The following is a 25,245-nucleotide window of genomic DNA, read 5'->3' on the forward strand; positions in this document are numbered from 1 at the left end:
TTGGTGCCAATCTCAGGTGTCGCTGGCTACGGGGTCGATTACGTCGCCGCGGAAGCTTCCGCCGCCAAGACAGGTAGTGCCATGGCGTTGGCGTTTCCCTCGACCTCGCCTGCTGGTGTTGCATCCGTCGCGGAAGGAGCCTCTTTCACCTCCGCGCTGGGGCGCAGCCAGTAACTCGAATCAGGATTCGTGACGGCCTGACGCACGGCTTCTTGTTGTGCGTTCAGGATCGTCGGTCGCATGATGCCGGGCAGGAACTGCACGTCGTACAGTTCGGTGCATCCGGCGGTGAATTCAAAATTGCCCACGTGCGTGCCCGAGCGCAAATCGACGACCGCCACGCCGCAATGCAATTGCTCGTGCCGCTGCTGAATGGGCAGTCCGCCGAAGATGTGCTTCTCGCGCACCTTGCTCATGCCGATCAGGGCATAGGGGCCGAGGAAGGAGAGCCCACGCAGGTAGCCCGGCAAACGACAAACGGTCTGGCGCTCGCCGTTGGCTGGATCGACGAGGCACAGTTCCCCCTCGCCCGAGTTCAAAACCCAGAGCATATTGTTGTACCAGCGTGGGGAGTGGGGCATGCACAGGCCCCGGCTGATGATCTCGCCACTCTCGACGTCGATCAGAATGCCGCCTGCGGCCTTGTTGTCTCGCCAGCCGCCTGCCGTGTCGGTTTCTCCGAGCGCGGTTACCCAGGCGGGCTTGCCGTCGCGCAGCGCCAGGCCATTCAGATGGCAGCGATCCTCGGGCACCAGATCGGAGACAAACTTCGGGCGCCACAACGGCACGAAGCTGAAATCCTTGCTCAGCCCGGCGAGGCACGAAAAGCGCGTGTTGACCATCAGCAGGCCGTCGCGCGAGTAGGCCAGATCGTGGGCGTGCAGGTCGCCCGTAAAGTACGAGGCGCGCGGCAGGTAAAGTGCGTCGTAGCGTCCCGGTTGATCTTCGAGATAGGCATGAGCCAGGAGGGGCGCATTGGCGAAGAACAACAGCTCGTGTCGCGTCACGAGCGCCATGCGCTCGCGGTCGATCGCCAGTCCCAGCGGTTTGTCGAAGTGCCGCATCATGAGCGACACCTGCCGACCATCCCAGCCGACGAAGGCGAGCTTGCCAGCCTGGTAGGTGGAAATCGCGACCGTGCCGCGCGCGCTGGCGAGCCAGGCGGCGAACGAATCGGTGGCGTTGCAGGCGATACGATCCGGGGTGACGTCAGACGGCGTGGGCTGCATCAAGATGCCCCTCCTAGGGTCGCGGGATACACACAAAAACAGGTGGTGGTCGTGGCCGGGCGATGGCGCAGCCGCGACGCTTGCGTGGCGGTGGGCGCGCACGCGCGAACGCGATGTTCCAGCGGTAGTGTGCCGCACCCCGTCGCAGCTCCCGACGTGGCTTCGACACTCGTTGATGTGAGCGCCGGCTCATCCCAGCGCCTGTGGGCGATCTTGCCCGGCGATGATGCGCCGGGGGATCGCGAGCTCAAATCGATGTGATGAACGGTCGTGCCGTCATAACTCGCGCTGAATGTGCGCGCAGAAAGCCTTCTCATTGTTCCCAAACAACGGGACCGAGACTCATGCCGTCTTCCCCCTGGAAAAGGCGGGAGCCTCGACCCCACGGTTGAACTCCATCGGAATCCAACTCTCGCAGGTTGTCAAACGAAAATCTCGCCTGAACCGTGGATTTTACCCCGTCGATCCAGGCATTTCCGTCCGAACAACTCGCAAAAACATCTGAATTTCATGATGTTTTGGAAGGGGGAATTCGTCAAGCAGCACGCTCCCGGATTCCACCACGGCGTGCCGGGGCACGGTGGCGCGTTGCCTGAGAGTGGCGGAAGTCACCTGGCAGCGTGCCCGATCGCACGCCTGGCCGAGTTCACTTCTGCCTGAGACATGCGCGAGAGAGGTGTGGCGGTGCCTGGCGCATTGCACGACGACCAGCCGAGGTCGATACAACTCGCAAAGGGGGCGCCCGTCGATCGCATGTGGAAGATCGCGCGGACGAGGATACCAACCGCGCAAAAAAAGAGCCCCTGCAGGCGGGGCAGGGACCTGCAGAGGCGGTGGTTGCGACCAAAGTCGCGGCCACATGATTGAGTCTAACTGCTCGCGCGCGCTTGGCAAGGCACGCCGCACTTACTTTTTGGTAATGATATTTTGGAGCCGCGGCCGAGTTGGCTAGATGGAACGATTCGCATACTCCGAAGGTGGGGAATCGTGCCGGCAATGACGCGGGGCGGTCTGTCACGCTTCGATTCAGCTCCGACTAATTGGGAGAACCCAACGTCTCGAGCGGTCCGATTGTCACGGTTGTCGTCTTCGACAACGGATACGCCTTGAGCAAGGCATGCACGTCGTCGAGCGTGACAGCGGCCACGGCTTCGATGTCGTCGAGCACGGTTCGATGCTCGCGACGCTGCACCCAATTCGAGCCCACGGTGAAGAGCCGGCCCCGCGGACGTTCGCTGCCCAGCACGACGCGCGAGCTCGTCTTACGTTTGGCTTGCTCCAATTCGGCCACAGTGAACCCGTCGCGATCGATGCGGCGAAACAGCTCGGCCATCTGGCGTAGATTCACTTCGGCCCGCTCCGGATCGCAACTCATGTACGACAGAAACGCCCCCACGTCCTGGTAATCGTAGTGGCTCAGGCTGGCTTGTTCGGCGAGCCCCGGATCGACGAACTCCCAGAACAAGCGGCTGCCCGAGTCATCTCCCACCATCACCGCCAGCAGCTTGGCGGCAAAGCGTTGGGCGTCGATGGCCGCGGGGGCAGGGGACATCGAGAGCGTGTATTGCTGCGTCGAAGAGGGCTTGTGAAACACGTGAAACGACGGCGAGGGGGAGACGCTCACGTTGGGTCGGTCGGCGCTGACGTCCTGCCAGCCGCCGCACAGGCGATCGGCCGTGGCGATAAATTCGTCGAAGTCGATCCGCCCCGCTCCGACCAGGACGATATTGTGCGGGCTGTAGCGGCGCTCGAAATAAGCTCGCATCGACTCGACCGACAAGTCGGTAATGCTGCCGACCGTGCCCAACACGCTACGTCCCAAGGGGTGCTTGCCGAAGTAGACCGCCTTGCACTTGTCGTCGGCCCCGAAGGGGGGCTGATCGTCGTACATGCGTATTTCTTCGATGATCACCTGCTTCTCGGTGTCGAAGTCGTCCTTGCGCAGCGAGGGGCGCAGCATATCGGCCAGCAGCGAGACGGCGTCGGTCTGATGCTCGGGCAGCACGGCCGCGTAGTAGACCGTGGCCTCTTCGCTGGTGAAGGCGTTGTAGTGCGCCCCCATTTCGTCGAACTCGCGATTCACGTCGTCGGCCGAGCGCGTGGGCGTTCCCTTGAACATCATATGTTCGAGAAAGTGGCTCACGCCGGCCACGTCGTCGGACTCGTCGCGAGCGCCCGCGCGGACGAAAAAGCCGAGCGCCGTCGAGTAGGCGTCGCCACTGACCTCGGCCACGACTTCCAGCCCGTTGGCCAGCTTGTGCTTAAGAAACTCCAACGTTGACCTCCAGCGGCTGTGGCCCCAACGTCACCACGGTGAAGTTGCCCGGCGGGTGCTCGGCAAGATAGGCATTGATGGTTTCGCAGGTCAGCCCGTCGACCAGCTTCCCGACTTCCTCGATCGATCGAGCGCGCTCGAGGTGGTACCAGTCGCGAGCTAGCGAGGCGGCCCGGGCCGAGCTCGATTCCTGCTGCATGATGAGCGAGCTCTTGATGCGTGCCTTGAGCCGCATCAACTCCGAGGGGAGGATTCCCTGCGACAACCTCACCAACTCGCCCAGCAGCACGTCGAGGGTTTCTTGCGCGCGTTCGGCACTGGTGCCGGCGTACGACAAGACGCTCCCCCAGTCGCGCAACGTGTGATACGAGGCGTAAATGCTGTAGCACAGGCCGCGTTTCTCGCGGACTTCCGTAAAGAGGCGGCTGCTCATCCCGCCGCTCAGGGCCCCGACGGCCGCCCAGGCACGGAAGTAGTCCGCATCGCGGTAGGGCACGCTGGGATAGGCCACGCCAATTTGCGTCTGGTTGGCCTCGTGCGGCAAATGCTCGATGACGCGCGATTCCTCCGCCGTGGTGATGATCGGCGTCTCCTGGCGTTTCCAATCGCCGAACAACCGTTCGACGTCGCGGCGCAGCGCATCCCAATCGAACCGGCCGGCCACCCCCAGAATGGCGCCGTTCGGGCGCAGCAGTTGTGAGAAATGCCGCTGCACGTCGGCGATGGTCGATACTTCCAGCCCGGCTCGATCCCCCAGGCTTGGTTTGCCCCAGGGATGCGGATAGCGCCGCCGGCGCAGCTCGAGCATCACCTTCTGCTGCGGCTCGTCCTCGATCGCGTCGAGTTCTTGCAAGACCACCTGCCGGGCGGCCTCGAACTGATCGGCCGCCAGGTGGGGTCGCCGGACGATGTCGGCATAGATCGACAGCGTCTCGGGCAGGCTGCTCGCGAGGGTCGCGCCGCCGAAGCTGATATGAACGTCCGAGACCCCTTCGCTCCGCTCGACCCCCAGGTTGTCGAGCGCCTCGATCATCTGGCGACTATCGCGCGGCCCGGCGCCGCGCGTGAGCATCTCGCTGGTGAGGGTGGCCAGGCCGGCGTGGCCGGGTGCGTCGTGAACGCAGCCAGCCGGCACCATCAGTGCAAAGGCGGCCGATTCCAGCCAATTCATCGGCTCGGCGACGAGCACCAGGCCGTTCTCGAACGTGTGCGAACGAATAGACGGGCTCACGCGGCTCCTTGCAGAGTCGTAACAAGCGCCGATCCCCTGCGGGAGGCGGCTAGGAACAGGTCGGCTGCGACAGCGAACAAGGGCCTAACTGTAGGCCACTTCGACCGCCTTGTATACGGTGCGGACCTTGGTGAAGCCCAAGTGCTGGTAGAGCCGAATGGCCCCGGCATTCTGGGCGGTGACTTCCAAGAACACCCGCGAAAGCCCTGCCTGGCGGAAGCCGTCGAGCGCCCGCAAAAGCAGGCATGTCCCCAAGTTCCGTCCACGATGCTCCGGCGTGACACCAAGGTTCTGAATGGCGCCCAATCCGCTGCGATCGCAGATTCCCTGGATCGTGCCGCAGTACTCCGGGGGCTGACCGGCCCGCCAGTCGTAGGCGGCCAGCCAGGTCGTCTCCGGCAGGAACCCCGCCTTCGTGCCGATCTCGTTCATCAGTCGCAGGCAGCCGGGCAAATCGCCCAGGCAGGGGAAGACATTGGCGTCGATCTCGGCCCGAAAACTGAGGTACTTCGCCTCGGCATGGAACTCGAGAAGCGAGCGGTCCCACGGAAGAAGCCGGTAGCCCTCGGGCAACTCCACCTGAGGTAGGGAGCGCCGCCCAAGGTCGATCTCCATCCGGTAACGCTTAAAGTAGGTGAGACCCATCGACATAGACCGTCCAGAAAGGCTGGGCTGCCGAAGGCGCGGCACTGCGGCGTTCGAATCAGGCAGGGAGACACACGTTTACAGCGAGGGCAGGGCCCTCGATGCAACCGCTAGGTCAATTTACCCCTCGCATCAGCAAGGGTCAACTTGCTGCAAAGTAATGCGATTAAAGGGTTTTTGACGCCAAGTAGCGACCCGAATCGACACCCCGAGCACCGATCTGCCAGGAGAATCGTAGCCGGACGCGGCAAATCGTCCAGCGCACGTCCCGGCAGCGGCCCGCTCAACTGGCGAAACAACGATCCATCCGCGCCGCAACGTCGCGTAGCCGCTCGGCATCTCCCCCCGGTACTTCGGCCGTGCCCCAGCCCTCGTAGCCGATTTCGCGCAGGGCCGCCATTACCGCCGGCCAGTTGCAGTCCCCTTCCCCCAATTCAACGTCGAATCCTTTCCAGAGCCCCTCCGCGTCGCGTCGCTGGCGGCTGAACTCCTTGATATCGAGCTTGACGATGCGTTTGCCGAGGATGCGGACCCACTGCTCGGGCCAGCCGTAATTCACCACATTGCCCACGTCGAAGTAGGCCCCGACGTACGGGGAATGGAATTCGTCGATGTAGCGTGCGGTTTCCAGCGGGCTGAGCAGGAACTGATTCCAGACGTTCTCGAAGCAGATCTTGATGTCGAGGTCCTCGGCCAGCGGCAGGGCCTTGCGAATCTCGGCCTGCGAGCGTTCGTACGCCTGGTCGTACGAGACTTCCGTATTCACCACGGCCGGCACGAGTAACACGGTCGAGCCACCATAGGCCTTTGAATCGCGAATGGCGGTCCGCAAGCCCTCCAGGCCGCGGGCGCGCACCTCCGGATCGGGGTGGGAGAGCGTATCGCGCCAATGGACCGAGTCGACCACGCCGTGGATCGGCAGATCGGCCTCGTCGCGTGCGCGCAGGATCTCGTCTCGCTGGAAGCCATTCGGGCTGTCGAGCTCGATCCCGTCGTAGCCCAGTGACTTGACGAGCTTGAATTTCTCGACGAGCGGTTGATTTCCGGCGACCATGCCGATCTTGACCGCTTTTTTATAGCGTGTGCTCGACGGCTCCGCGGCGCGACCTGCTAGCGGCGCTAGCGCCCCGGCGCCCGCGGCCGCGAACGAAAGGCCGGCGACACGGAGCATGTCCCGTCGCGAAAGCGATGCTCGGCAATTCATTCGATTCGATCCCCTCGATCCATAGATTTGGGCCCTGTCTGGGCGAGATGTCGCGCCAGACGACACGCCGGCTGAATTTGGCTCCGTTGTAACCACGCGGAGGCGTGCTCGGCAAGCATTTTCGGGCCTCGCGGGGTGGTCTTAAGTCAAGACCAGATCACACCTTCACACCGTCGATCGAGCACTTTAAACCGGCCTGGACAGTGGTGTGCCTTTCGAGTAGTTTCCCGCCCTCTTCACGTCTGCCACCTAATCATTTGGCCGTTTCAGGCCCTTCCGGAGACACGGATGCCTTCCGGGGCTGCGCCACCAGTACGTGCTCGTCTGCTTTCGATGCCCGCGCGGGAATTGATCCTGCCTGCGGGGATCATTGCCAGCGTGCTGGTCATTCTGGTGCCGATGCCGCCGTTGCTGATGGACTTCATGCTTTCGGTCAACATCAGCGTGGCCGTGCTCATGTTACTGACCACCATCTACGTGCGCACCCCGCTCGAGTTCAGCATTTTTCCGACCTTGTTGCTGGCCACCACGTTGGGGCGACTGGTGTTGAATGTCGCCTCGACGCGACTGATTCTCACGCGGGCCGAAACGCACGGCCTGGCAGCGGCGGGCGATGTCATTCGCAGCTTCGGCGAATTCGTCGCCGGCGACCGGATCGTGGTCGGGTTGATCATCTTTGCCATCATCGTGCTCATCCAGTTTGTGGTCATTACCAAAGGCGCCACGCGCATCAGCGAAGTGGCCGCCCGCTTCGCCTTGGATGGCATGCCGGGACGGCAGATGGCCATCGATGCCGATTTGAATGCCGGCACCATCGACGAACACGAGGCCCAACGACGCCGCAGCGAGATCACGCAGCAGGCAGACTTCTTCGGGGCCATGGACGGTGCCAGCAAGTTCGTGCGCGGCGATGCCATTGCCGGCATCGTGATTACGCTCATCAATATCGTGGGTGGCCTGGTCATCGGCGTGCTGCAGATGGGCATGTCGGTAAGCGAGGCGTCCGAGATCTTCACGAAATTGACGATCGGCGACGGTCTGGTCAGCCAGATGCCCGCCTTCTTGATCTCGCTGGCCGCCGGTTTGCTCGTCACGCGCAGCACGAGCGACACGAACCTGCCGAGCGAGTTCCTCAAGCAGCTCGTGTCGCGCCCCGAGGCCCTGATCGTCACGGCGGCATTCCTCAGCGTGCTGGTCTTCACGGAACTGCCCAAGCTCCCACTGCTCTCGATCGGCGGCGTATGCCTGATCGCCGCCACGGCCATGTCGCGCACCAAGCGCACCGTCGAAGCCGCGGCCGTGGCCGAAGCCAAGGCTGCCGAGGCCAAAAAGAGACCCGAGGAGAAGGTCGAAGACTTTCTCACCATCGACCCGATGGAGCTCGAGATCGGCGTGGGGCTGATTCGGCTCGCCGATCCCAAGCGTGGCGGCGATCTGCTCGATCGCATTCAGCGCGTGCGACAAAACGTGGCCGCGCAATTGGGCATCATCCTGCCCAAGGTCCGCATCCGCGACAACATGCGGCTCGACCAGACCATGTATCGATTGAAGATTGCCGACGTGCCGGTGGCAACCGGCCACGTGATGCCCGGGCTGCTGCTGGCGATGGAGTCGGAGGCTACCACGGGGCGCGTGAACGGCACGCCCACGACCGATCCGGCCTTTGGCACGCCCGCGATGTGGATCGGACCAGGAGAGCGCGAGCATGCCGAGATGAACGGCTACACGGTGGTCGAGCCCGGGAGCGTCATCGCCACGCATCTGACCGAAATCGTGCGCAAGCACGCCGACGAGCTACTGACGCGCGACGACACGAAGCACCTGATCGATCAATTGAAGACGACCTCGCCCGCCGTGGTCGACGAGTTGATTCCGAGCCAGATGAAGCTGGCCGAAGTGCAGCAGATCCTGCAGATGCTGCTGCGCGAGGGGGTGCCGATTCGGCAACTCGCGCCGATCCTCGAGACGCTGGGCGATTACGCCGGGCGCACGAAAGATCCCGTGCTGCTCACCGAATACGTGCGCCATCGCCTGTCGCGGGTGATATCGAACCGCTACCGCGATGCCAGTGGCGTGCTGCACGTCGTGACGCTCGATCCGGCGTTGGAAGATCGCATTCGTGCCGGGATCGAGCACAACGAGCGTGGCCTGTTCATTCGCATGTCGCCGCAGGCGGTCGAAAAGACCTGCGCCCTCCTGGGGCGTGAAGTCGAGAAGTTGACAAATCGACGATTGCCGCCGGTCGTGCTCGCCAGCCCGCAGATCCGCGCGGGGTTGAAGCAGTTGACCGCCACGCACCTGCCGGCGCTGGTCGTGCTGTCCTACAACGAAGTCACCCGTGATACGCAGATCGAATCGGTAGGGTTGGTTGCCGACGAGGGAGCGCCCGCACGTTGACGCAGCGAACCTGACGCGTCGAGTTCGAGCCAAACAAGCGATATGACCGAGATTGTCGCCACCATTTAGCGAGAGCAAGAATGGAGCTGAAGACCTTCCGCGCCGCAAACATGCAAGAGGCCCTGGCCCTGGTCCGCCGGGAACTTGGACCGCAGGCCGCCGTGCTGCACACGCGCGAGGTGCGCGCCTCGGGCCTGCGCCGGCTCGTGCCGGGAGCACGCCAGATCGAGGTCACCGCGTCGAACTCCGTCAACGTGCCGAGCCGGCTGCCGGCGCGTCAGGCCGTTGCTGCGGCGCCCATGGCCGTTGCCGCTGCCCCCCCCGATCATCTGCAGAGTCAACTGGCCGACTTACAGGCCATGGTCGAAGACCTGTGCCGTCGCACGCAGAATTCCTCGACGCACGAGTTGCCCGAGCGGCTGTTTCATATCTTCACCGATCTGATCGAGGCGGACGTGCCCGAGGAGTTGGCGCGCGAACTGGTCGACCGCGTGCGCCGCGAGGCCCCGCGCGATGAATTAGGAGACGATCGCCTCGTCCGCGGACGTCTCTGCCGCATGATCGAAGGCGATATCCGCACCAGCGGCCCCCTTCGCGTTACGCCGGGTCAATGCCGCGTAGTGGCCCTGGTGGGTCCCACCGGAGTCGGCAAGACGACCACGGTCGCCAAGCTGGCCGCCCAATATCGCCTGCGCGAAAAACGTGCCGTCGGCCTGATCACGGTCGACACCTATCGCATCGCCGCGGTCGAGCAGTTGCGGACCTATGCCGACATCATCGACCTGCCCATGCACGTCGTGTCGACTCCGCGCGAGATGCGGAAATCGATCGAACAGATGCAGCACCTCGAGCTCATTCTGATGGACACCGCCGGGCGCAGCCCGCGCGACGAAGTGAAGATCCAAGAACTCAAGGTCTTCTTGCAAGAAGCGCGGGCCGACGAGGTACACCTCGTCCTCAGCAGCGTGGCCGGCGCGGCGAGCCTGGCGCGCACGGCCGAACGCTTCGCCACGGCGGGCACGACGTCGCTGCTCTTCACCAAGCTCGACGAGGCCACGGGGCTGGGCAACCTGTTGCCCGTAATCCGCGAGGCCGGACTCCCGTTGAGTTACGTGACGAACGGACAGAACGTGCCCGACGACATCGAGGCCGCCGATGCTCGCGAGCTCGCCAGCATCGTGCTCGGCGACGTGGATCTCGACGACTAAGCGCACCGCACAGACCTTGGCAGGCGGCCCACCAGAAACCTTTGTCAGCATCGGCCGGCAACATGCACGATCAGGCAGATGAACTTCGAGAACTCGTACGCCGCACCAGCGCCGCGACGTCGAATCTTGCGCCGACTTCGCCGCGCCTCATCACCGTGGCCGGTGGCAAGGGGGGAGTGGGCACCACGACGATCGCCACCAATCTCGGGGTGGCCCTGGCCCTGTCGGGTCGGCGCGTCGTGCTGGTCGATGCCGACCTCGATGGCGCCGATTGCGCCGCGCTCTGCCAGGTCGAATCGCGTCTCTCGATCGCCGATATCCTGGCCGGCCGCCATAACGTACACGAGGTGCTCACCCGTGGACCGGCCGGACTGCTCGTGTTGCCGGGGCCGTGGTCGCCCGAGGAAGCCATCACTTGTTCGCCCGGGGCGCAGGATCGACTGTTGCACGAACTGCGTGGATTGGGCGCGCATGCCGATTTCGTCTTGATCGACGCCGGCTCGGGCATGAATCGCACGGTGGCCAGGTTCTGTCAGGCGGCCGAGCAACTGCTGATCGTCACGACCCCCGACCCGATCGCGATTCTCGATTCGTATGCCTCGATCAAGGTGCTGCACGCGGGCAAACCGGAACTGCCGATCTACTCGGTCGTGAATCTGGCCGACGAGCAGACTGCCCTGGCCGTGCAGGCACGACTCGATCAAGTCTGTCAACGATTTCTAGGCAGGTCGATCGCCGCCGTGGGGCACGTGCCTACGGATCCTCGCGTGGCCGAATGCCGCACTTACGGCGGCTCACTCGCGCTGCAGGCCCCCAACGCCGCGGCGACGCTGCAGATCGAACGCCTGGCCGAGCTGCTCTTGCGCCCGGCCAGCGATCGCGGGAAGCAACCGAACGCACCGCACCTGCTGCTGGGGTCGACCGAAGAGGACCTGCGGCAGTTGTCCGATTCGTTTTCGTTGCGCTGAGTGCCGTTCGCAAAAGTGAACCAAGTTCGACTCAACCAGACGACTCTTCCGACCGATAACCTATGAACACTGTCAGTATGCCTCATCGCGTCAAAATGTGCGGGTTAGGTGAACTTGCACGCCGCTCGGGAGAGCTCGCCCGTGGGTCGCAATTACGCGGGAGTACTCGGGCTGCTTGCGTTCTTTACCGTGCTGGCGCGCGGGCTGACGCATGGAGCCAGCGCCGAGGGAATGGTGCAGTCAGCGGCCACGGCGCTGGTGATTTTTGCGGCCGCGGGCTACGTCATCGGCAGCCTGGCGGCCTGGAACGTCGAACAATCGATCCGCGCTCAACTGGCGGATGAAGTGGCTCGCCTGGCGGCGAGCCCGACGGGAACGACCAAGAGTTAGCGCGGAAACACGATCGCAGCAGGGCATGATGCCCCGCCCAGGGCTTCGCGGCAGGCGAGCGCCACCGGGCACGAGCGAACAACATCACGGAGGATGGCATGACGATGACGGCCGTTACGACTCGCGCTGCGCAGGACGATGACGTTTCGCACCTGTGGAATGCTTATCGGAGCGATCCGCAGAACCAGGACCTGCGCAATCGCTTGATCGAGCGTTATTTGCCCCTCGTGAAGTACAACGGCGAACGCATCTGGGCCCGCCTGCCCGAGGGCGTCGAGCTCGACGATCTCATCTCGGCCGGCGTCTTCGGCCTGATGGATGCGATCGATGCCTTCGATCTCGGCCGTGGCGTGAAGTTCGAGACGTACTGCGTGCCGCGTATCCGCGGGGCCATGCTGGACGAGCTGCGCACGATGGACTGGGTGCCGCGTCTCGTGCGTTCCAAGGCCAGCAAGCTGAACGAAGCCACCAAAACGCTCGAGGCCCGGCTCGGCCGCACGCCGACCGAGGCGGAGCTTTCGCAGCACATGAGCATCAGCGTCCCCGAGCTCGAGAAGATGATGCTCGACGCGAACGCGGTGAACTTGATCAGCCTGAACAAGAAGTGGTACGAGACCGACAGCTACAAGGACGTTCGCGAGATCGATATTCTCGAGGACAAGAAGGGGGAGGACCCCACCCGTCGCATTCAGAAGAATGACCTGATGCGGCTGGTGACGAAGGGTCTCAACCGCAACGAGCGGCTGATCATCATCCTGTACTACTACGAAGAGCTGACGATGAAGGAGATCGGCGCCACGCTCGATCTGTCGGAAAGCCGCGTCAGCCAGATGCACAGTTCGATCGTGCAGCGGCTCCAGTCGCAACTCGTGCGCCGCCGGCCGGAATTCGGTACCTGAACCGCGGTACTGGCCTGCTAAAGCGTGCCCCTGGCGAGACAACTTGGATAAAATCGGCCCAGGCCGGCAGCCTGAGCCACTTCCAAGATCTTGTGCCAATCAAGAGTTCATGCCGGCCGGTTTGCGACCGCGCCGGCGCATGGTACCATGACCGCCTTGCGAGCCGCGTAGCCACTTCGTTCGTGGCGCGCCGGCTCTTTGTCTTGGCGCATACAGGGAGGTACCAGCCGGTGGCACGAAGCTGGGATCAAGTAGTCACGACCGACTGTCTGGCCGGGTTCAAAAATCTGGCCGAGGGCTCGATCGATCTCGTTTTTGCCGATCCGCCCTTCAACATCGGCTACGACTACGACGTCTATCACGACAAGCTCGAGAGCGATCGTTACATCCACTGGTGCCGCGACTGGATGGCCGAGATCCATCGCGTGCTCAAGGCCGACGGCAGCTTCTGGCTGGCGATTGGTGACGAGTATGCCGCGGAACTCAAGGTCGAGGCCACGCGGCAACTCGGCTTCACCTGCCGCAGTTGGGTCGTCTGGTATTACACGTTCGGCGTGAACTGTAAGACGAAGTTCAGCCGCTCGCACGCGCACTTGTTCTACTTCGTCAAAGACGCCGAGAAGTTCACCTTCAACGATCAGGAGGTGCGCGTCCCCTCGGCGCGGCAGTTGGTGTATGGCGATCGCCGCGCGGCCGCCAAGGGACGCTTGCCGGACGATACCTGGATCTTGCGTCCGCAGGATCTGCCCGAGGGCTTTCAGGCGGACGAAGACACGTGGTACTTCCCCCGTGTCTGTGGCACGTTCAAGGAACGCGCCGGCTGGCATGGCTGCCAGATGCCCGAGCAACTGTTGGGACGCATCCTTCGCGCGTGCAGCCAGCCGGGCGAAGTCGTGCTCGATCCTTTCTCGGGCAGCGGCACCACCTTGGCCGTGGCGAAGAAGCTCGATCGGCGTTACTTTGGCTTCGAGCTTTCGCCCGACTACGCCGAAAACGTCCGCACGCGGCTCGCCGCGATCAAGGTCGGCGATCCGCTGGTCGGAGCCGCCGAACCAACCGTGAGTGCGCCGAGCACGGCCAACGGTCGACGGCTGGCCGACGTCACCCAGCCCTACGCCCCAAAGAAGTCTCGCGCCAAGGCCGCCCCACGCCAGCAAAAACTCCCCGGCGTGTGAGCCGAACCAACGCGTCGCGAGCGTACGTGTATGAAATTCGCCATCTGCAACGAGACGTTCCTCGACTGGCCCTTCGAGCGGGCCTTTGCCTTTGCGCGCGAGTGCGGCTACTCGGGCATCGAGATCGCCCCCTTCACGATCGATACCGACGCACGCCGCATCTCGGCGGCCAAGCGCGACGAGGTTCGCCGCCAGGCCGCGGCCGCCGATCTCACGGTCGTCGGCTTGCACTGGCTGCTGGCCAAGACCGAAGGATTTTACCTGACCAGCGCCGATCGTGCCGTACGTCAGCGAACGGCGGACTATCTCAGTGAACTGGCGCGTCTCTGTCGCGATTTGGGGGGCTCGATCCTGGTGCTCGGTTCGCCGCAACAACGCAACGTCGTGCCGGGCATGACCATGGACGAGGCCTTCGCGCACGCCACCGATGTCCTTACCGCGGCGTTACCGGCGTTCGAAGCACAGGAAGTCGTCCTGGCAGTTGAACCGTTAGGGCCGGCCGAAGGCAACTTTCTGAACACCGCCGCCGAAGGAGTGAGGCTGATCGAAATGGTCGGCTCGCCCCACTGTCGCCTGCACCTCGACTGCAAGGCGATGTCGAGCGAATCGATTCCGATTCCCGAGCTGATCCGCGAGCATTCCGCGCGGATGGTTCATTTCCACGCCAACGATCCCAACAAGCTGGGGCCCGGGTTTGGCGAGCTCGATTTTCTGCCGATCTTCGAGGCCCTGGGGCAGGTCGATTACCAGGGCTGGGTTTCGGTCGAGGTGTTCGACTACTCGCCCGGCATCGAGCGGCTGGCGCAAGAGAGCATCGACTATATGCGCGCTTGTCTCGAGCAGCTTGCCGAGCGTTGAATTCGCCCTCGCTCAGGGCTGCGGGGCTCAATGCCCCGTGTCATCCGGCGATACGGCCAGCAATCGCTTCGCCTCTTCCAGCAGGAACTTCGCGTCCTGGAAGGGCTCGTAGCCGATGTCCTGCCAGCGGACGCGACCATCGCCGTCGATCAAGAACGTGCCGTGCAAGGGCAACTGCTCGAAGTCGTCGTACGCGCGGTATTGCTTGAACGTGCTCAACGCCGCATCAGAGAGCAAGAGAAAGGGGAACTTTCCCTCTTCGTTCGACTTGGCGAATCGTTCGTGCGACTGGCGCAAAAGTTCTGGTCCGTCGGTACTGATGCCGATGAGTTCGATCCCAGCCGTGGCGTACTCGGGGGCCAACGGCGCGAAGGCTTCGAGTTGCTCGACGCAGTGTAGGCAGCCGATACCCAGGTAGAAGATCACCACGACCGGCTTGCCCCGATAATCGGCCAGCGATATCTCTCGGCCTGCGGCATCGGCCAGTTTCCAGGCCGACGCGAGTTGCGGCTGCCACGTGAAGGGCCCCAGCGTGTCGAAATCGGGACGCGGTCCGACATCCGCCGGCGGTTCGTACGCCGGGCGCCAATCGGAGCCGAAGCCGAGCGACTCGGCAATCGGCTGCAAACGTCGCATGGGCGGGGTCGTCAACTCGACCTGGGCGCCGATCGCCCGCAAACGTTCGAACGCCTCCTTCGCTTCGGCCGAACAACCGGCGCCGTGCAGGACCTCGACCAGGGTCGCCAGCGCGAGAACGTCTCCCTGGTTGCCCTCGACCGCGGCACGAGCTGTTTCGATGGCCTGGTCGTTTTTGCCCGCCGACAAGTACGCGCGAGCCAATCGTTCCTTCGACAGACCCTCGATCTTTTCCAGCTCTGGCAGCGCTTCTTCCGCGCGGCCTTCGGCCAGCGCGAGCCAGGCTTTAATCTCCTGCGCATAACGCTCGACGGTTTCGCGGAGTTGCTTTTCTTCGCGTTCGCGTCGTTCGCGTTCGCGTTTCTCTTCTTCCTGGCGTTTCTTTTCCTCTTCTTCTTGCTGCTTGGCTTCTTCGGGCGAATCGGCGGGCTTTGCCTCGCTCGTCGCAGGGGGCGCCGCATCGGGCGACGACGGGGCAGGGGGCTCCGCCGGCTGGGCTTCAGTCGGATTCGCCGTTTCAGGGGGCGTGGCAGCCGGCGGAGCGATCGCCTCGAGGCTGGCTAGCGTCTCGCGCGACGCTGGCAAGTCGCCCGTGCCGAGTTGTGCCAGCGCGATCAGGTGCCAGCGTCTGGCCTGGTCGGACTTGTCTTCCGTGGGTTCGAGGTAGGAAGTCGTCGTCAAGGCGAGCGCGTCGTTCCATAATTCGTAGCGTGCGAGCAACTCGAGAAGCCGAGCACGGCCGAAGCCCGCCGCGCTGCGGCCATCGCTCACACGGTTGTGCTTCGGGTGTCGCGGCAACTCGATCAGGTTGCGTGCCAACTGCCGCGCGTCGCTCGCTCGACCGATGTGGCTCAAGCTGCGGACGCACCACTCCTGATTGTGCGCGTAGTTGTGAATCTGGTAGGGCATGACGCGGTCGCGCTGTAGGTAGGCGTGATCGACGCGGGCCGAAGCCTCTTGCTGCCAGGCGGCATCGGAATAGCGCTTTAGCTTGTCGTAGGTATGGCCGGCCATATGCCACATGTGGGCGATGCCGGGGGCCGCCGGGCCGATGCCCGCCGCCGCCCACAGGGCACGCTCCGGCTTTTCTTCATCCCAGAGATGCACCGTGTAATGGTGGACCCCGGCGTGGTCCGGCTGGCGCGCGATCACCTGCTGCAGCAGCGCGTCGGTGGCCTCGTGACTGTTGATGGGGACTCCTTCGCGGGCACCTTGCCAGATGGCCCAGGCGAGAAACGCCTGCGGCTCGACCGCCTGCGGATCGGCATGCACGATCTTTTCGAGATCGCGAATGAACGTGCGCCACGTCTCGTGCTTGGGCTGCTTGTCGGGGGGATTCAGCAGGTGGTCGAGCGCGTCGATCCACAACGCTTCGTTGGCCGAAACTTGCGACTTGCGCTGCACGGCCTCGCGCAGGAACGCCTGGGCTCGGTCCGCGTTCTCGCGATTGGCCAGCGCCAGCCCCCAATAGGCCATTGCGCAGTCGGGGTCATACGCCAGCGCCTGGCGAAAGGCCCGTTCGGCCTCGAAGTACCAGAAGCCATGCAACTGGCCGATCCCCTGCACGAAGAACTGTTGCGCGCGGGGATCGTTCGTCGTGATGGGAAAATCGATGCGTCCCGTCCCGGCCATTTCGTAAGCGGCCTGACGCGGCCCTGCATTGAACGAATCGCCATGCAGCGAGTGCCCGGCGGGAGGCTGCGTGACGTCGGGGCTACCTTCGGCGGACGGCGCTTCGCCCGGGGTGGCGGAAACCTCGGCCGCGGCGGGCGGGGCAGGGGGGACCGCATCGGGCGTTTCCGCCGCGCACAGCGTGGTAACGCTGCCACACACACAATAGAGCCAGGCGCGCCAATTGATCGAGTTCATGGACATCAGAGCTCGTGCGGAATCAGGGTTGGTTTTCGAGATAGTCGCGGAATTGGCGCACGCGATCCAGGTCGAGTTCGGCATCGCCATGCTCGAGCAGCCAATCGATGTCGGCGATGGCGCCGGCGCGATCGCCCGACTGGAATCGCAGCACGGCGCGAACGGAGCGGGCCTCTAGCTCGTGCTCGTCGACGATGAGGATCGCGTCGAGATACCCTCGCGCGCGGTCCAACTCGCCCGCCTGCTGGCTGAGCCCCAATAGATTGCGCAGCAGACGCACGAGAATGGCACGATGCGAGGCGGCTTCGAAATACGCCTCGCGCGCCGCGGCGCCGGTGGCCAACTCGACACGATCTTCCGCCTCTTCGCGTGAGATTCGTACTCCGCGTTCGAAGACGTCGATCAACTGCGGCTCGCCCGAACTGGGCACGTAGCGGACGATAAAGTGCCCTGGCAGCGGCACCCCCTCGATCTTCAAATCGAGCCGCCGGCCCAATTCCATGTACAGCACCGCCAGCGTGAGGGGCAGACCTTCGCGGTCGTCGAGCACTTCGTTGAGATAGCTGTTGGCCCGATTGTCGTACTCGGTGCGACTTCCGTGAAAGCCATTTTCCTCGAACAGGTAGCGGTCGAGCGCGGCCAGCCGGGCGGACTCATCGCTCTCGGCCACCAGCGAGGACTTGATCTCGGCCGCCATATCGGCCACTGCTTGCTCGTACGCGGCCACGTCGATTTCATCGTTGTCGAGCCGGGCAATGAGCAACGCCGTTTTGACGAGGTCGATCTCGGCATCGGCATGGTTGGTCGCCCGTTCGAGTACCTGCAAGGCCTCGGCCCGGCGAACGGCGTCGGCCAACTCCTCCAGATGCCTGGCTGATTCGGCCAGTTCGCGCGCACGTCGTCGCAGCAGCATGGCCCCGGCGTTGGCATCGGGAAGGAGTCGCGTAATCAAATCTTCACCAGCTTCTTGACTGGCGGCCTCTTCGATCAGCGGCAACAAACGCGTCAGCACGTCTTCCGTCGGCGCGAGTCGGGGCAACTCGCGTTCGAGGGCAAAGCCTTTGAACTCCGCCGCCGTGTCGCGGAACTTGGCCAAACCGGCCTTGCCGGGGGGGAGCGCAGCCTCGCGCGATTCGATGACGAGTTGATCGTTCACGTAGCACAGCAGCCGATCGCTCTCGCGCCGCACCTTGAGCAGGTTCCAATCGCCGGGCCGGTAGTGGTCCGATTCCTCCTCGGCGAGAATCGTCCAGCTATTCACATCGGGTCCGTTGAATCGCGTCAACCGCAAGCGCCCCGCGGTTGGGTAGAACCCGTAATGGATATCGCCTCCATCCGCATCGAATGCCAGGCCCGCCGCGCCTGACTCGTCGGCCAGCTTCACCGAAACGGTCAGTTCGTACGGGGCCTCGGGCACGTCGCGCACGGCGAGGCATAACGAACGCCCGCCAAATCCTTCTCCCAAGCCATCGACCACCAGGCGCCCGGCCCGCTGCCGCCAACGAGCGCCGAAGACCGGCTGCCATTGATCCGCGCGGAGTTGGCCGATGGTCAGCCAGCGAGCCATGGGAATCGGGTTGGGCTTCTCGATCAACGGGCGCAATTGTTTCACCGCCACGGCAAACCCAAGATTCGCGGTGACGATCGACTTGATCGTCACGATGCCCAAGACGCGTCCTTCGAGATCGACCACCGGCCCGCCGCTGTTGCCCGACTCGATGGGCATGGCGAGTTGAATCATGGGACGACCATCGATCTCGCGCGTGGCCGAGGCCACTCCCGCGACGACGCTACGTTCGAGGCCGATCGGGTTGCCCAGTGCCATGACCGGCTGCCCGGCGCGGACGGCATCGGAATCGCCCAGTTCGAGTGGCTGCAACCCGGTGGCGTCGACACGGATGATCGCTAGATCGGCCTTGCGATCGAAGGCCTGCACGGCGACGGCCTCGAGCTTGCGGCCATCGGCCAACTCGACGCGAATGGGCCGCGCATCGCCAATCACATGATAGTTCGTGGCGATCAAGCCTTCGGCCGAGAGGATAAAGCCGCTACCGACTCCCAAGGGCCTGCCATCGCGGCCGGTGGTGGTGATGACCACGATGGAATCGCGCACCCGCGCAGCCAGTTCGGCCACGTCGGTGGGAACGGTCGCCGCGTCGCTTGTAGAAGGTGCTTGATCGGGCTCGGCGGCAAACAGCGGTGCGAGCAGGCTCAGCCAGGCTAAAGCCCCCATCCAAACGAAAAAGGGACGCAGCATGGCGAGGCGTGCTCCCGGCACGGGTGAAGGGTCCGCACGAACCGGTGCGGACGGTCCCGCCATGATAGGCTTCGGCCGGCGCGGGGAAAAGCTGCGCGGCACGCTTGCGCAAACAGCTCTCCCTGCCCCGCGTCTCGCCCTGCCGAGCGCCGCGGACTAACAGCCTGGGGAAGCATGCCCTCGTGACATTCTTCCCCCTCGCCAAGTTCGCAGGCCGAGGAATACTTCCCTCAGTCTGCTAACCCGGCGACGGCGTGAAGTCGAGCTTCTGAGCGCAAGTCTTGCTGAGTGCCTGGCCGAGCAGTGCTTCGGCCGTCAAGGTCTTGTACTCGGTCTTGTTGAAGTTGGCGATCAACCAGAAGATGACGTCGAAGGTAGCGCCGTCCTGCTGCACGCGTCCTTGCTCGCCCTCGGCGACCTCGAAACCGGTGATGTGATCAATGCCGCGCGAGACGTAGGTGTCGAAGCCCGTGCCTGGGTCGAGGTAATCGCCGCTGTCGATGGTTTCGACGCCCTGGGCATTGAAATCGGCGAAGAGATAGTCATCGCCCGGCCCACCTATTAGCCGGTCCTTGCCCGCCCCGCCGAAGATCAAGTCGGCCAGGTTGCCGCCGGTGAGGGTGTCGTCTCCCAGCCCGCCATCCATGAAGGAATTGGTCTGGGCCAAGTGGCGAATGTGGTCGTTGCCATCGAAGCCATAGTATTGCACGCACTCGATCGCGGTATCGACCGTCAGCCGAGCGCCGGACGATTCATTGTCGACTTCCATCTGCGTACCACGTCCCAGGACGTCGCGGACGACGAACTTGTCGGCATCGCCGGCGCCACCGCGAATGCGCAAGTCGGGGAAGACCGCGTTGATCGCCACCGACATGTTCTGCGGCGGATCGTTCGGGTTCGCCTTCGGCGGGATCGCGAGCGATGCGTCGGCCGGCAGATTGGCCACGATAAAGTCGTTGCCGTTGCCGCCGTCGACGAGCACCGTGTTGCCGGGCCCGATGTTCCGCATGTTGATCGTGACCGAGTCGTCCTCATCCTCGGTGAAGAGGTGTACGCTCTTGGGCAGCGGCGGCGTCCCCGTCGAGGAAACGGTAATGGTGTCCTTGCCACCGGCCGTCGACATTTTCAGGTAGTCGATGCCGGCGTACTTGATCAGCTTGACGTCCTCGGCCGAATGAACCGGACCGAGCAGTGTCTCGATGCGTTCGTTGTTGATGTTGACCACGTCGGCATGGCCACTGCCGGTCGAGACGACGAGACGATCGTCGGCGCCGGTACCGGCCTTGATGTCGAACAGCGTGGCGTTCGTCGGCAGGCCCATGCGAATCGAGATGCTGTCGTTCCCGGCTTGCGTCTCGAGCGTGATGAACGAGGGGAACGTGCCGACGGCGGGTTGGATGACGCTGACCGAGTCGTCGCCCCCCTTGGTGTCGATGTTGACGCGGTTCAGCCCGGCATAGCTGACCGTCTTGAGCACATTGGTAATCGCGCTTTCGGTCATGACGACCTGATCCGCGCTGTCGTTGTGCGTGAAGAGCCGGAGTTCGTTGACGCCGGCGCCACCCACGACATTGAAGCTGGTCGGGCTGGCGTGACGGCCCAGGTTGAGCGTGACGGTATCGTTGCCGTTCTGCCCGTACACGCCGACCACGCGGGGGAACGACGCGGGGTCCGACGTGTGGGCCGGCGCGAGGCTCTCGTTGATCGTGAAATGGTCGTGCCCGCCATTGGACACGACGTTCAAGCCGCTGACATTGGCGTAGTTGATCGTCTTCGTGCCGGGCACGAGCGCCACGACCTGGGCATGGTCGATCGTGATCGTGCTGTTGGCGGCACTGCGCGTGTAGACCGTGAAGGTGTCCCAGTCGGCGTCGACACCGCCGTCGAACGACATCGTGGTCGCGATGCCGGCGCGACCGAGGAAGATCTCGACATTGTCCTGCCCCGTTTCGCCGAAGATATCGACCGTCGGAAATGCGCCCGCGGCCGGCTCGATGACCTTCAACTGATCGTTGCCCGAACCGGCAAACAGGTCCAGGTCGGTGATCGGAATAGCACCCAGATCGCCACGCACATTGATCGTGTCATCACCATCCAGCGTGCTGACCGTCATCGTGCCGATCGAAGCATAGCCGATCCGCTGTTGAGCCACGCCGTTACGGGTATGGGCAATGTGCGTGCCCGTCAACTCGACGAGGTCCGCCGCGAGGACATTGGCAGGCAACGAACTCGGTCGATAGAGGAGGGAGGTGACGGGCTTCGCGAGGAGACCACCCACGTCGTTGGGCGCGTTGGCGGCGTCGTTATCCGCCATCGAGAGATCTTCAAGAATGAGGCTCAAGATGGCGGGCGAGGCGGAGTCGATCTTGAAGCCCACGCCACCATTGCCATTGCCGACGACGCCGGCGGTGACATCGTTCAACTCGACCGTGGTGCCGGGCGCCAGGAACAGATCGATACCGTTCAGCGAGTTTCCGTTGTATTGTCCCCCCTCGAACTTGACGGCGCCGAGGATGATCGTGGACAGGAAGCCGTGACCGCCGTTGTCGCTGGCGGTGACCGAGGTGACGGTCAGATCGAGGATGTTCTCGAAGTGGGCGCCGTCGCCGCCGTTGTTGGAGAGATTTGCATCGGAGACCGTGACCAGGTTCGTATCAACGCCCTTGATCCTCACACCGTACTGGACGTTCGAAGTGGCGACCGTGTTGTCTAGCCCCGAGTTTCCGATCGAGACGTCGCTGGCGATATCCTCGACGAAGAGGCCCGACTGCTGACGTACGGTCAGCGACGCATTCGTATCGCGGAATTTCGCCCCCAGTACGTTCAGCGCACCGCCGATGGCGTAGGCATTGAAGTTCTTTGTGGCCCGCACGCCGTCGCCGGTGCCGTTGCCGTCGAAGTCGTTGTTGTCGGCCACGGTGCGTGTCAGCGTGACGTTGCCGGCGATATCCTCCAAGAGGATGCCGCCGTCGTCGTTGTTGAGGTAGTTGCCGTCGGTGTCGGAGAAGGACGCGGCGCCGATGACGACCATGCCGCGTTTGTTGCCCGAGACGAGGGTGAAGTTGTCGACCCTGACGTTGCCGTTGGCGTCAATCTCGGCGCCATCTCCAAAATTGTTGACGAACGAACCGCCGTCGATCGACACATCGCCCCCGGCGGTGAGCTTCGCACCGTCGCCCCCTAGGTTGTTGCTGTAGGAACCGGCGGTGATTGTGGCGTTGCCTGAGACCGTGGCCTGCAAGCCGTACCCGGCCGTATTGTCGTCAACCGTCACACTGTCGATGTCGAGGGACGCCGACGAAGCGATCACGATACCATTGACGTTCCCGGAGTAGCTGCCGCCGGAGATCGTGATGTTGCTGGTGGGTGAGCTGCTGATATTGAGGCCATCGCCCAGTGCATCGGCATCGACGTTGTTGTTGTCGGCGGTGGTGTTCGTGAGCTCGATCGTGCCGGCGATCGCGATCAAGACGATGCCGCCGTCGTTGTTGTTCGAGTAGTTGCCGTCTGTGTCGGAGAAGGACCCCGCCCCGTTGACCAACAGGCCCGGGTCGTTGCCCTGGGCGGTGACGGAGTTCAACGTCACGGCGCCGGTAATCGAGAGCAGGTGCAGGCCATCGCCGGTGCCGTTGTCGTCGTCGTCGTTATCGTTGGCCGTGATGTTCGTGCCGGTAAACGATCGGGCACTGTTCACCAGAATGCCGTGGTCGTTGTTGTCGCTCGCCGTAACGCTGGTGATGGTCACATCGCCGGTGGCGGCACTGGCGGTGAGCTGGATGCCGTGATCGCCGTTGTCGTTGGCGGTCGTTCCGCCCGTGATCGAGACATCGCCGCTTGAGACATCCAGACGAAGACCGGAGAAGCCGTTACTGTCGTAAGAGCCGGCGGTAATCGTCGCGTTCCCGGTGACCGTTGCCATGAGGCCATAGCCGTCGCTGTTATTGTCGACCGTCACGCTATCGCTGGTGAGCGACGCAGACGAAGCGATCAAGATACCGTTGCGGTTGTTCGAGTAGCTACCATCGGTGATCGTGATATCGCTGGTGGCGGAACCGTTGACGGTCAGGCCATCGCCCACGAAATCGGCGTCGAAGTTGTTGGCGTCGGCGGTGGTGTTGGTGAGCTCGATCGTGCCGGCGATCGCGATCAAGACGATGCCGCCGTCGTCGTTATTCGAGTAGTTGCCATTCGTGTCGGAGAAGGAACCAGCGCCGTCGACGGTCAAGCCGGTGGCGTTCTCCAGAGCGGTGACGTCATCCAACGTCACAGCGCCGTCGATGGAAAGCAGGCGCAGGCCGTTGCCGGTGCCGTTGTTGTCGTCGTCGTTGTCGTTGGCGGTGATGCTCGTGCCGCTGAAGAGGGCGGCGGAATTGACGAGGATCCCGTGGTCGTCGTTGCCGCTGGCCGTGACGCTGGTGATGGTCACGTCGCCGGTAGCGGCGCTAGCCGTGACCTGGATGCCGTGATCGCCATTGGAACTGGCGGTCGCGCCGCCATTGATCAAGACGTCGCCGGTCGTGACGTTCAGTCGGATACCGTCCGTGCCATTGCCGTTGTAGGAGCCGGCAGTGATCGTGGCATTGCCCGTGACCGCCGCGGACAGACCGATGCCGTCACTGTTATTATCTGCGGTCACGCTGGAGCTGCTGAGCGAGGCCGAGGCGCTGATGACGATGCCGTTGCGATTGGCCGAGTAGCTACCGCCCGAAATCGTGACGTTGCTCGTGGCAGAGGTATTGATGACGAGGCCGTCGCCCACACCATCGGCATCCGTATTGTTATTGTCCGCCGACGTGTTTGTCAGTTCGATGGCGCCGCCGATCGTGGAGAGCTGGATGCCACCGTCGCGGTTATTCGAATAGGTGCCGTCGGTGTCGGTGAAAGAGGCGGCCGATGAGATCACGAGCCCCTGCAGGCTTGCGTTCGACGTCACGTTGGTCGCCGTGACATCCCCCACCGTCCCGAGGCTGATGCCGACCTGAAGGCCATGACTCGACGCGTTGACATCGCTCAGGTCCACGGCGCCGGTGGCGGAAGTCGTCAGCGACAGACCGCCGCCGCCATTCACACCGGCATTAAAGTTCGACACGCCGACCGAATCCGCTCCCGAGACGAGCAGCCCCCAGTCGACGTTCGAGATAGCCTCGGAACTGTCGATCGTGAGCGTGCCGGTCATGGCCGTCAGCGAGAAGCCGTCGCCAAAATTATTGTTCGACTTGACGCCGTTGATGGTCAGGTTGGCCACCGACGCGGCACTGATGCCATCCTTGGCATTCGTGACGCTCAGGTCGATGAGTGTCGCATCGTCCGCGGCGACCACCACGCCATCGGCGGTGCCATCGAAAGTGAACTGGAATCCGTCGAGGGTCACGTTCGCATCGCCGATGGTGACGGCGGCGCCGGCACCTTGCGGCACATAGATCGTGGGGTTGTTCACGGTGTCGCGGGTCGCGAAGCCGGAACCCGCTACGTAGCCCCCCTCGAGCTTGAGATTGTCGAGTTCATCGCTCGCGTTCATGTCGATGGCAAGATCGTACACCGCCGAGTCGTAGGTTCCCTCTTCGACCTTGATGTGATCGTCGCCGTCGTCGGTCGTGGCGGCCGCAACCAACGCTGCCTGGATCGAGCGGAAAGGATTCGCCGCGCTGCCGTCGTTCGTGTCAAATCCCGTTGCTTCCGAGACGTGAAACACCGCCAGCAGGGCCCGTTCTTCGAGCGGTTCGATCGACATCCTCGCTCGCGCCGTCAACGATGTGGAGAGAAGCTTGCCGAAGGGCGTGCGACGTGGGCTGCGGTTCGATCGATTGCGACGCGGGAACCAAGGAGCCATGAGTAGACCTTTTCGCGGAGGTTCGTCGTGATGCTGGTCTGGTTGAGCGTGACCCGAACGCACTCAGGGTCGCTCAATGCGAGAACTGCCCGATCCGGCGTCGCAGCATCCAGGGTGCGCACGATTCGCCGTGATATGGCAGCGGAGACTTGCACGGCGTTCCATCCCGTGCAA

General features: G+C 63.6%; 15 protein-coding genes. 7 read left to right on the forward strand and 8 right to left on the reverse strand.

Annotation, left to right across the window (positions count from 1 at the left end; genetic code table 11):
* Window positions 1–38: 38 nt before the first annotated feature.
* The 5 genes from KF708_07275 to KF708_07295 all read right to left on the reverse strand — a co-directional run bounded on the left by KF708_07275 (window position 39) and on the right by KF708_07295 (window position 6,551).
* On the reverse strand, window positions 39–1,232 hold the full coding sequence (locus KF708_07275; GenBank protein MBX3412471.1) for a TIGR03032 family protein: 1,194 nt from the start codon (window positions 1,230–1,232) through the stop codon (window positions 39–41).
* Between the two features lie 1,033 nt (window positions 1,233–2,265).
* Window positions 2,266–3,504 carry an insulinase family protein gene (locus tag KF708_07280; protein ID MBX3412472.1) on the reverse strand — a complete coding sequence of 413 codons (1,239 nt, stop codon included), beginning with the start codon at window positions 3,502–3,504 and terminating at the stop codon, window positions 2,266–2,268.
* Entirely contained in the window at window positions 3,491–4,696 is a 1,206-nt protein-coding gene (locus tag KF708_07285; protein MBX3412473.1) for an insulinase family protein, read from the reverse strand. The genes KF708_07280 and KF708_07285 overlap by 14 nt, the downstream gene beginning before the upstream one ends.
* Before the next feature lie 123 nt (window positions 4,697–4,819).
* Window positions 4,820–5,380, reverse strand: a complete 561-nt coding sequence (locus KF708_07290) for a GNAT family N-acetyltransferase (GenBank protein MBX3412474.1) — start codon at window positions 5,378–5,380, stop codon at window positions 4,820–4,822.
* 283 nt (window positions 5,381–5,663) lie between these two features.
* On the reverse strand, window positions 5,664–6,551 hold the full coding sequence (locus KF708_07295) for a sugar phosphate isomerase/epimerase (protein ID MBX3412475.1): 888 nt from the start codon (window positions 6,549–6,551) through the stop codon (window positions 5,664–5,666).
* Window positions 6,552–6,917: 366 nt separating this feature from the next.
* Here KF708_07295 and flhA point away from each other — a divergent pair, with 366 nt between their 5' ends.
* From flhA to KF708_07330, 7 genes are all read left to right on the forward strand, one after another.
* On the forward strand, window positions 6,918–8,981 hold the full coding sequence (gene flhA, locus KF708_07300; GenBank protein ID MBX3412476.1) for a flagellar biosynthesis protein FlhA: 2,064 nt from the start codon (window positions 6,918–6,920) through the stop codon (window positions 8,979–8,981).
* An 80-nt stretch (window positions 8,982–9,061) separates the two neighbouring features.
* Window positions 9,062–10,189: a flagellar biosynthesis protein FlhF gene (gene flhF / locus KF708_07305; protein ID MBX3412477.1), complete on the forward strand. Its 1,128-nt coding sequence runs from the start codon at window positions 9,062–9,064 to the stop codon at window positions 10,187–10,189.
* Window positions 10,190–10,251: 62 nt separating this feature from the next.
* Window positions 10,252–11,157, forward strand: coding sequence for a P-loop NTPase (locus KF708_07310; GenBank protein MBX3412478.1), 906 nt, complete (start codon window positions 10,252–10,254; stop codon window positions 11,155–11,157).
* 141 nt (window positions 11,158–11,298) lie between these two features.
* Complete coding sequence (locus tag KF708_07315; GenBank protein ID MBX3412479.1) at window positions 11,299–11,547, forward strand: hypothetical protein; 249 nt, start codon at window positions 11,299–11,301, stop codon at window positions 11,545–11,547.
* A 104-nt stretch (window positions 11,548–11,651) separates the two neighbouring features.
* Entirely contained in the window at window positions 11,652–12,446 is a 795-nt protein-coding gene (locus KF708_07320; protein MBX3412480.1) for a FliA/WhiG family RNA polymerase sigma factor, read from the forward strand.
* A gap of 230 nt (window positions 12,447–12,676) precedes the next feature.
* On the forward strand, window positions 12,677–13,621 hold the full coding sequence (locus KF708_07325) for a site-specific DNA-methyltransferase (GenBank protein ID MBX3412481.1): 945 nt from the start codon (window positions 12,677–12,679) through the stop codon (window positions 13,619–13,621).
* Window positions 13,622–13,651: 30 nt separating this feature from the next.
* Window positions 13,652–14,479 (forward strand): sugar phosphate isomerase/epimerase, encoded by an 828-nt coding sequence (locus KF708_07330; GenBank protein ID MBX3412482.1) that lies wholly within the window; start codon window positions 13,652–13,654, stop codon window positions 14,477–14,479.
* A gap of 27 nt (window positions 14,480–14,506) precedes the next feature.
* On the opposite strand, the gene KF708_07335 is transcribed toward KF708_07330, so the two are convergent.
* The 3 genes from KF708_07335 to KF708_07345 form a co-directional block, all read right to left on the reverse strand.
* Window positions 14,507–16,984 carry a redoxin domain-containing protein gene (locus tag KF708_07335; GenBank protein MBX3412483.1) on the reverse strand — a complete coding sequence of 826 codons (2,478 nt, stop codon included), beginning with the start codon at window positions 16,982–16,984 and terminating at the stop codon, window positions 14,507–14,509.
* A 22-nt stretch (window positions 16,985–17,006) separates the two neighbouring features.
* On the reverse strand, window positions 17,007–19,241 hold the full coding sequence (locus KF708_07340) for a trypsin-like peptidase domain-containing protein (protein MBX3412484.1): 2,235 nt from the start codon (window positions 19,239–19,241) through the stop codon (window positions 17,007–17,009).
* A 238-nt stretch (window positions 19,242–19,479) separates the two neighbouring features.
* Window positions 19,480–24,972 (reverse strand): hypothetical protein, encoded by a 5,493-nt coding sequence (locus tag KF708_07345; protein MBX3412485.1) that lies wholly within the window; start codon window positions 24,970–24,972, stop codon window positions 19,480–19,482.
* Between the last annotated feature and the right edge of the window lie 273 nt (window positions 24,973–25,245).

The sequence above is a fragment of the Pirellulales bacterium genome, assembly GCA_019636335.1.
Taxonomy (GTDB): Bacteria; Planctomycetota; Planctomycetia; order Pirellulales; family JAEUIK01; genus JAHBXR01.

What these genes read in the sequence shown, in the direction of transcription:
- KF708_07290 (MBX3412474.1), bottom strand. Translation starts at nt 5,380, where the DNA reads ATGGGTCTCACCTACTTTAAGCGTTACCGGATGGAGATCGACCTTGGG.
- KF708_07295 (MBX3412475.1), bottom strand. Translation starts at nt 6,551, where the DNA reads ATGCTCCGTGTCGCCGGCCTTTCGTTCGCGGCCGCGGGCGCCGGGGCG.
- flhA (MBX3412476.1), top strand. Translation starts at nt 6,918, where the DNA reads ATGCCCGCGCGGGAATTGATCCTGCCTGCGGGGATCATTGCCAGCGTG.
- flhF (MBX3412477.1), top strand. Translation starts at nt 9,062, where the DNA reads ATGGAGCTGAAGACCTTCCGCGCCGCAAACATGCAAGAGGCCCTGGCC.
- KF708_07310 (MBX3412478.1), top strand. Translation starts at nt 10,252, where the DNA reads ATGCACGATCAGGCAGATGAACTTCGAGAACTCGTACGCCGCACCAGC.
- KF708_07320 (MBX3412480.1), top strand. Translation starts at nt 11,652, where the DNA reads ATGACGGCCGTTACGACTCGCGCTGCGCAGGACGATGACGTTTCGCAC.
- KF708_07330 (MBX3412482.1), top strand. Translation starts at nt 13,652, where the DNA reads ATGAAATTCGCCATCTGCAACGAGACGTTCCTCGACTGGCCCTTCGAG.
- KF708_07335 (MBX3412483.1), bottom strand. Translation starts at nt 16,984, where the DNA reads ATGAACTCGATCAATTGGCGCGCCTGGCTCTATTGTGTGTGTGGCAGC.
- KF708_07340 (MBX3412484.1), bottom strand. Translation starts at nt 19,241, where the DNA reads ATGCTGCGTCCCTTTTTCGTTTGGATGGGGGCTTTAGCCTGGCTGAGC.
- KF708_07345 (MBX3412485.1), bottom strand. Translation starts at nt 24,972, where the DNA reads ATGTCGATCGAACCGCTCGAAGAACGGGCCCTGCTGGCGGTGTTTCAC.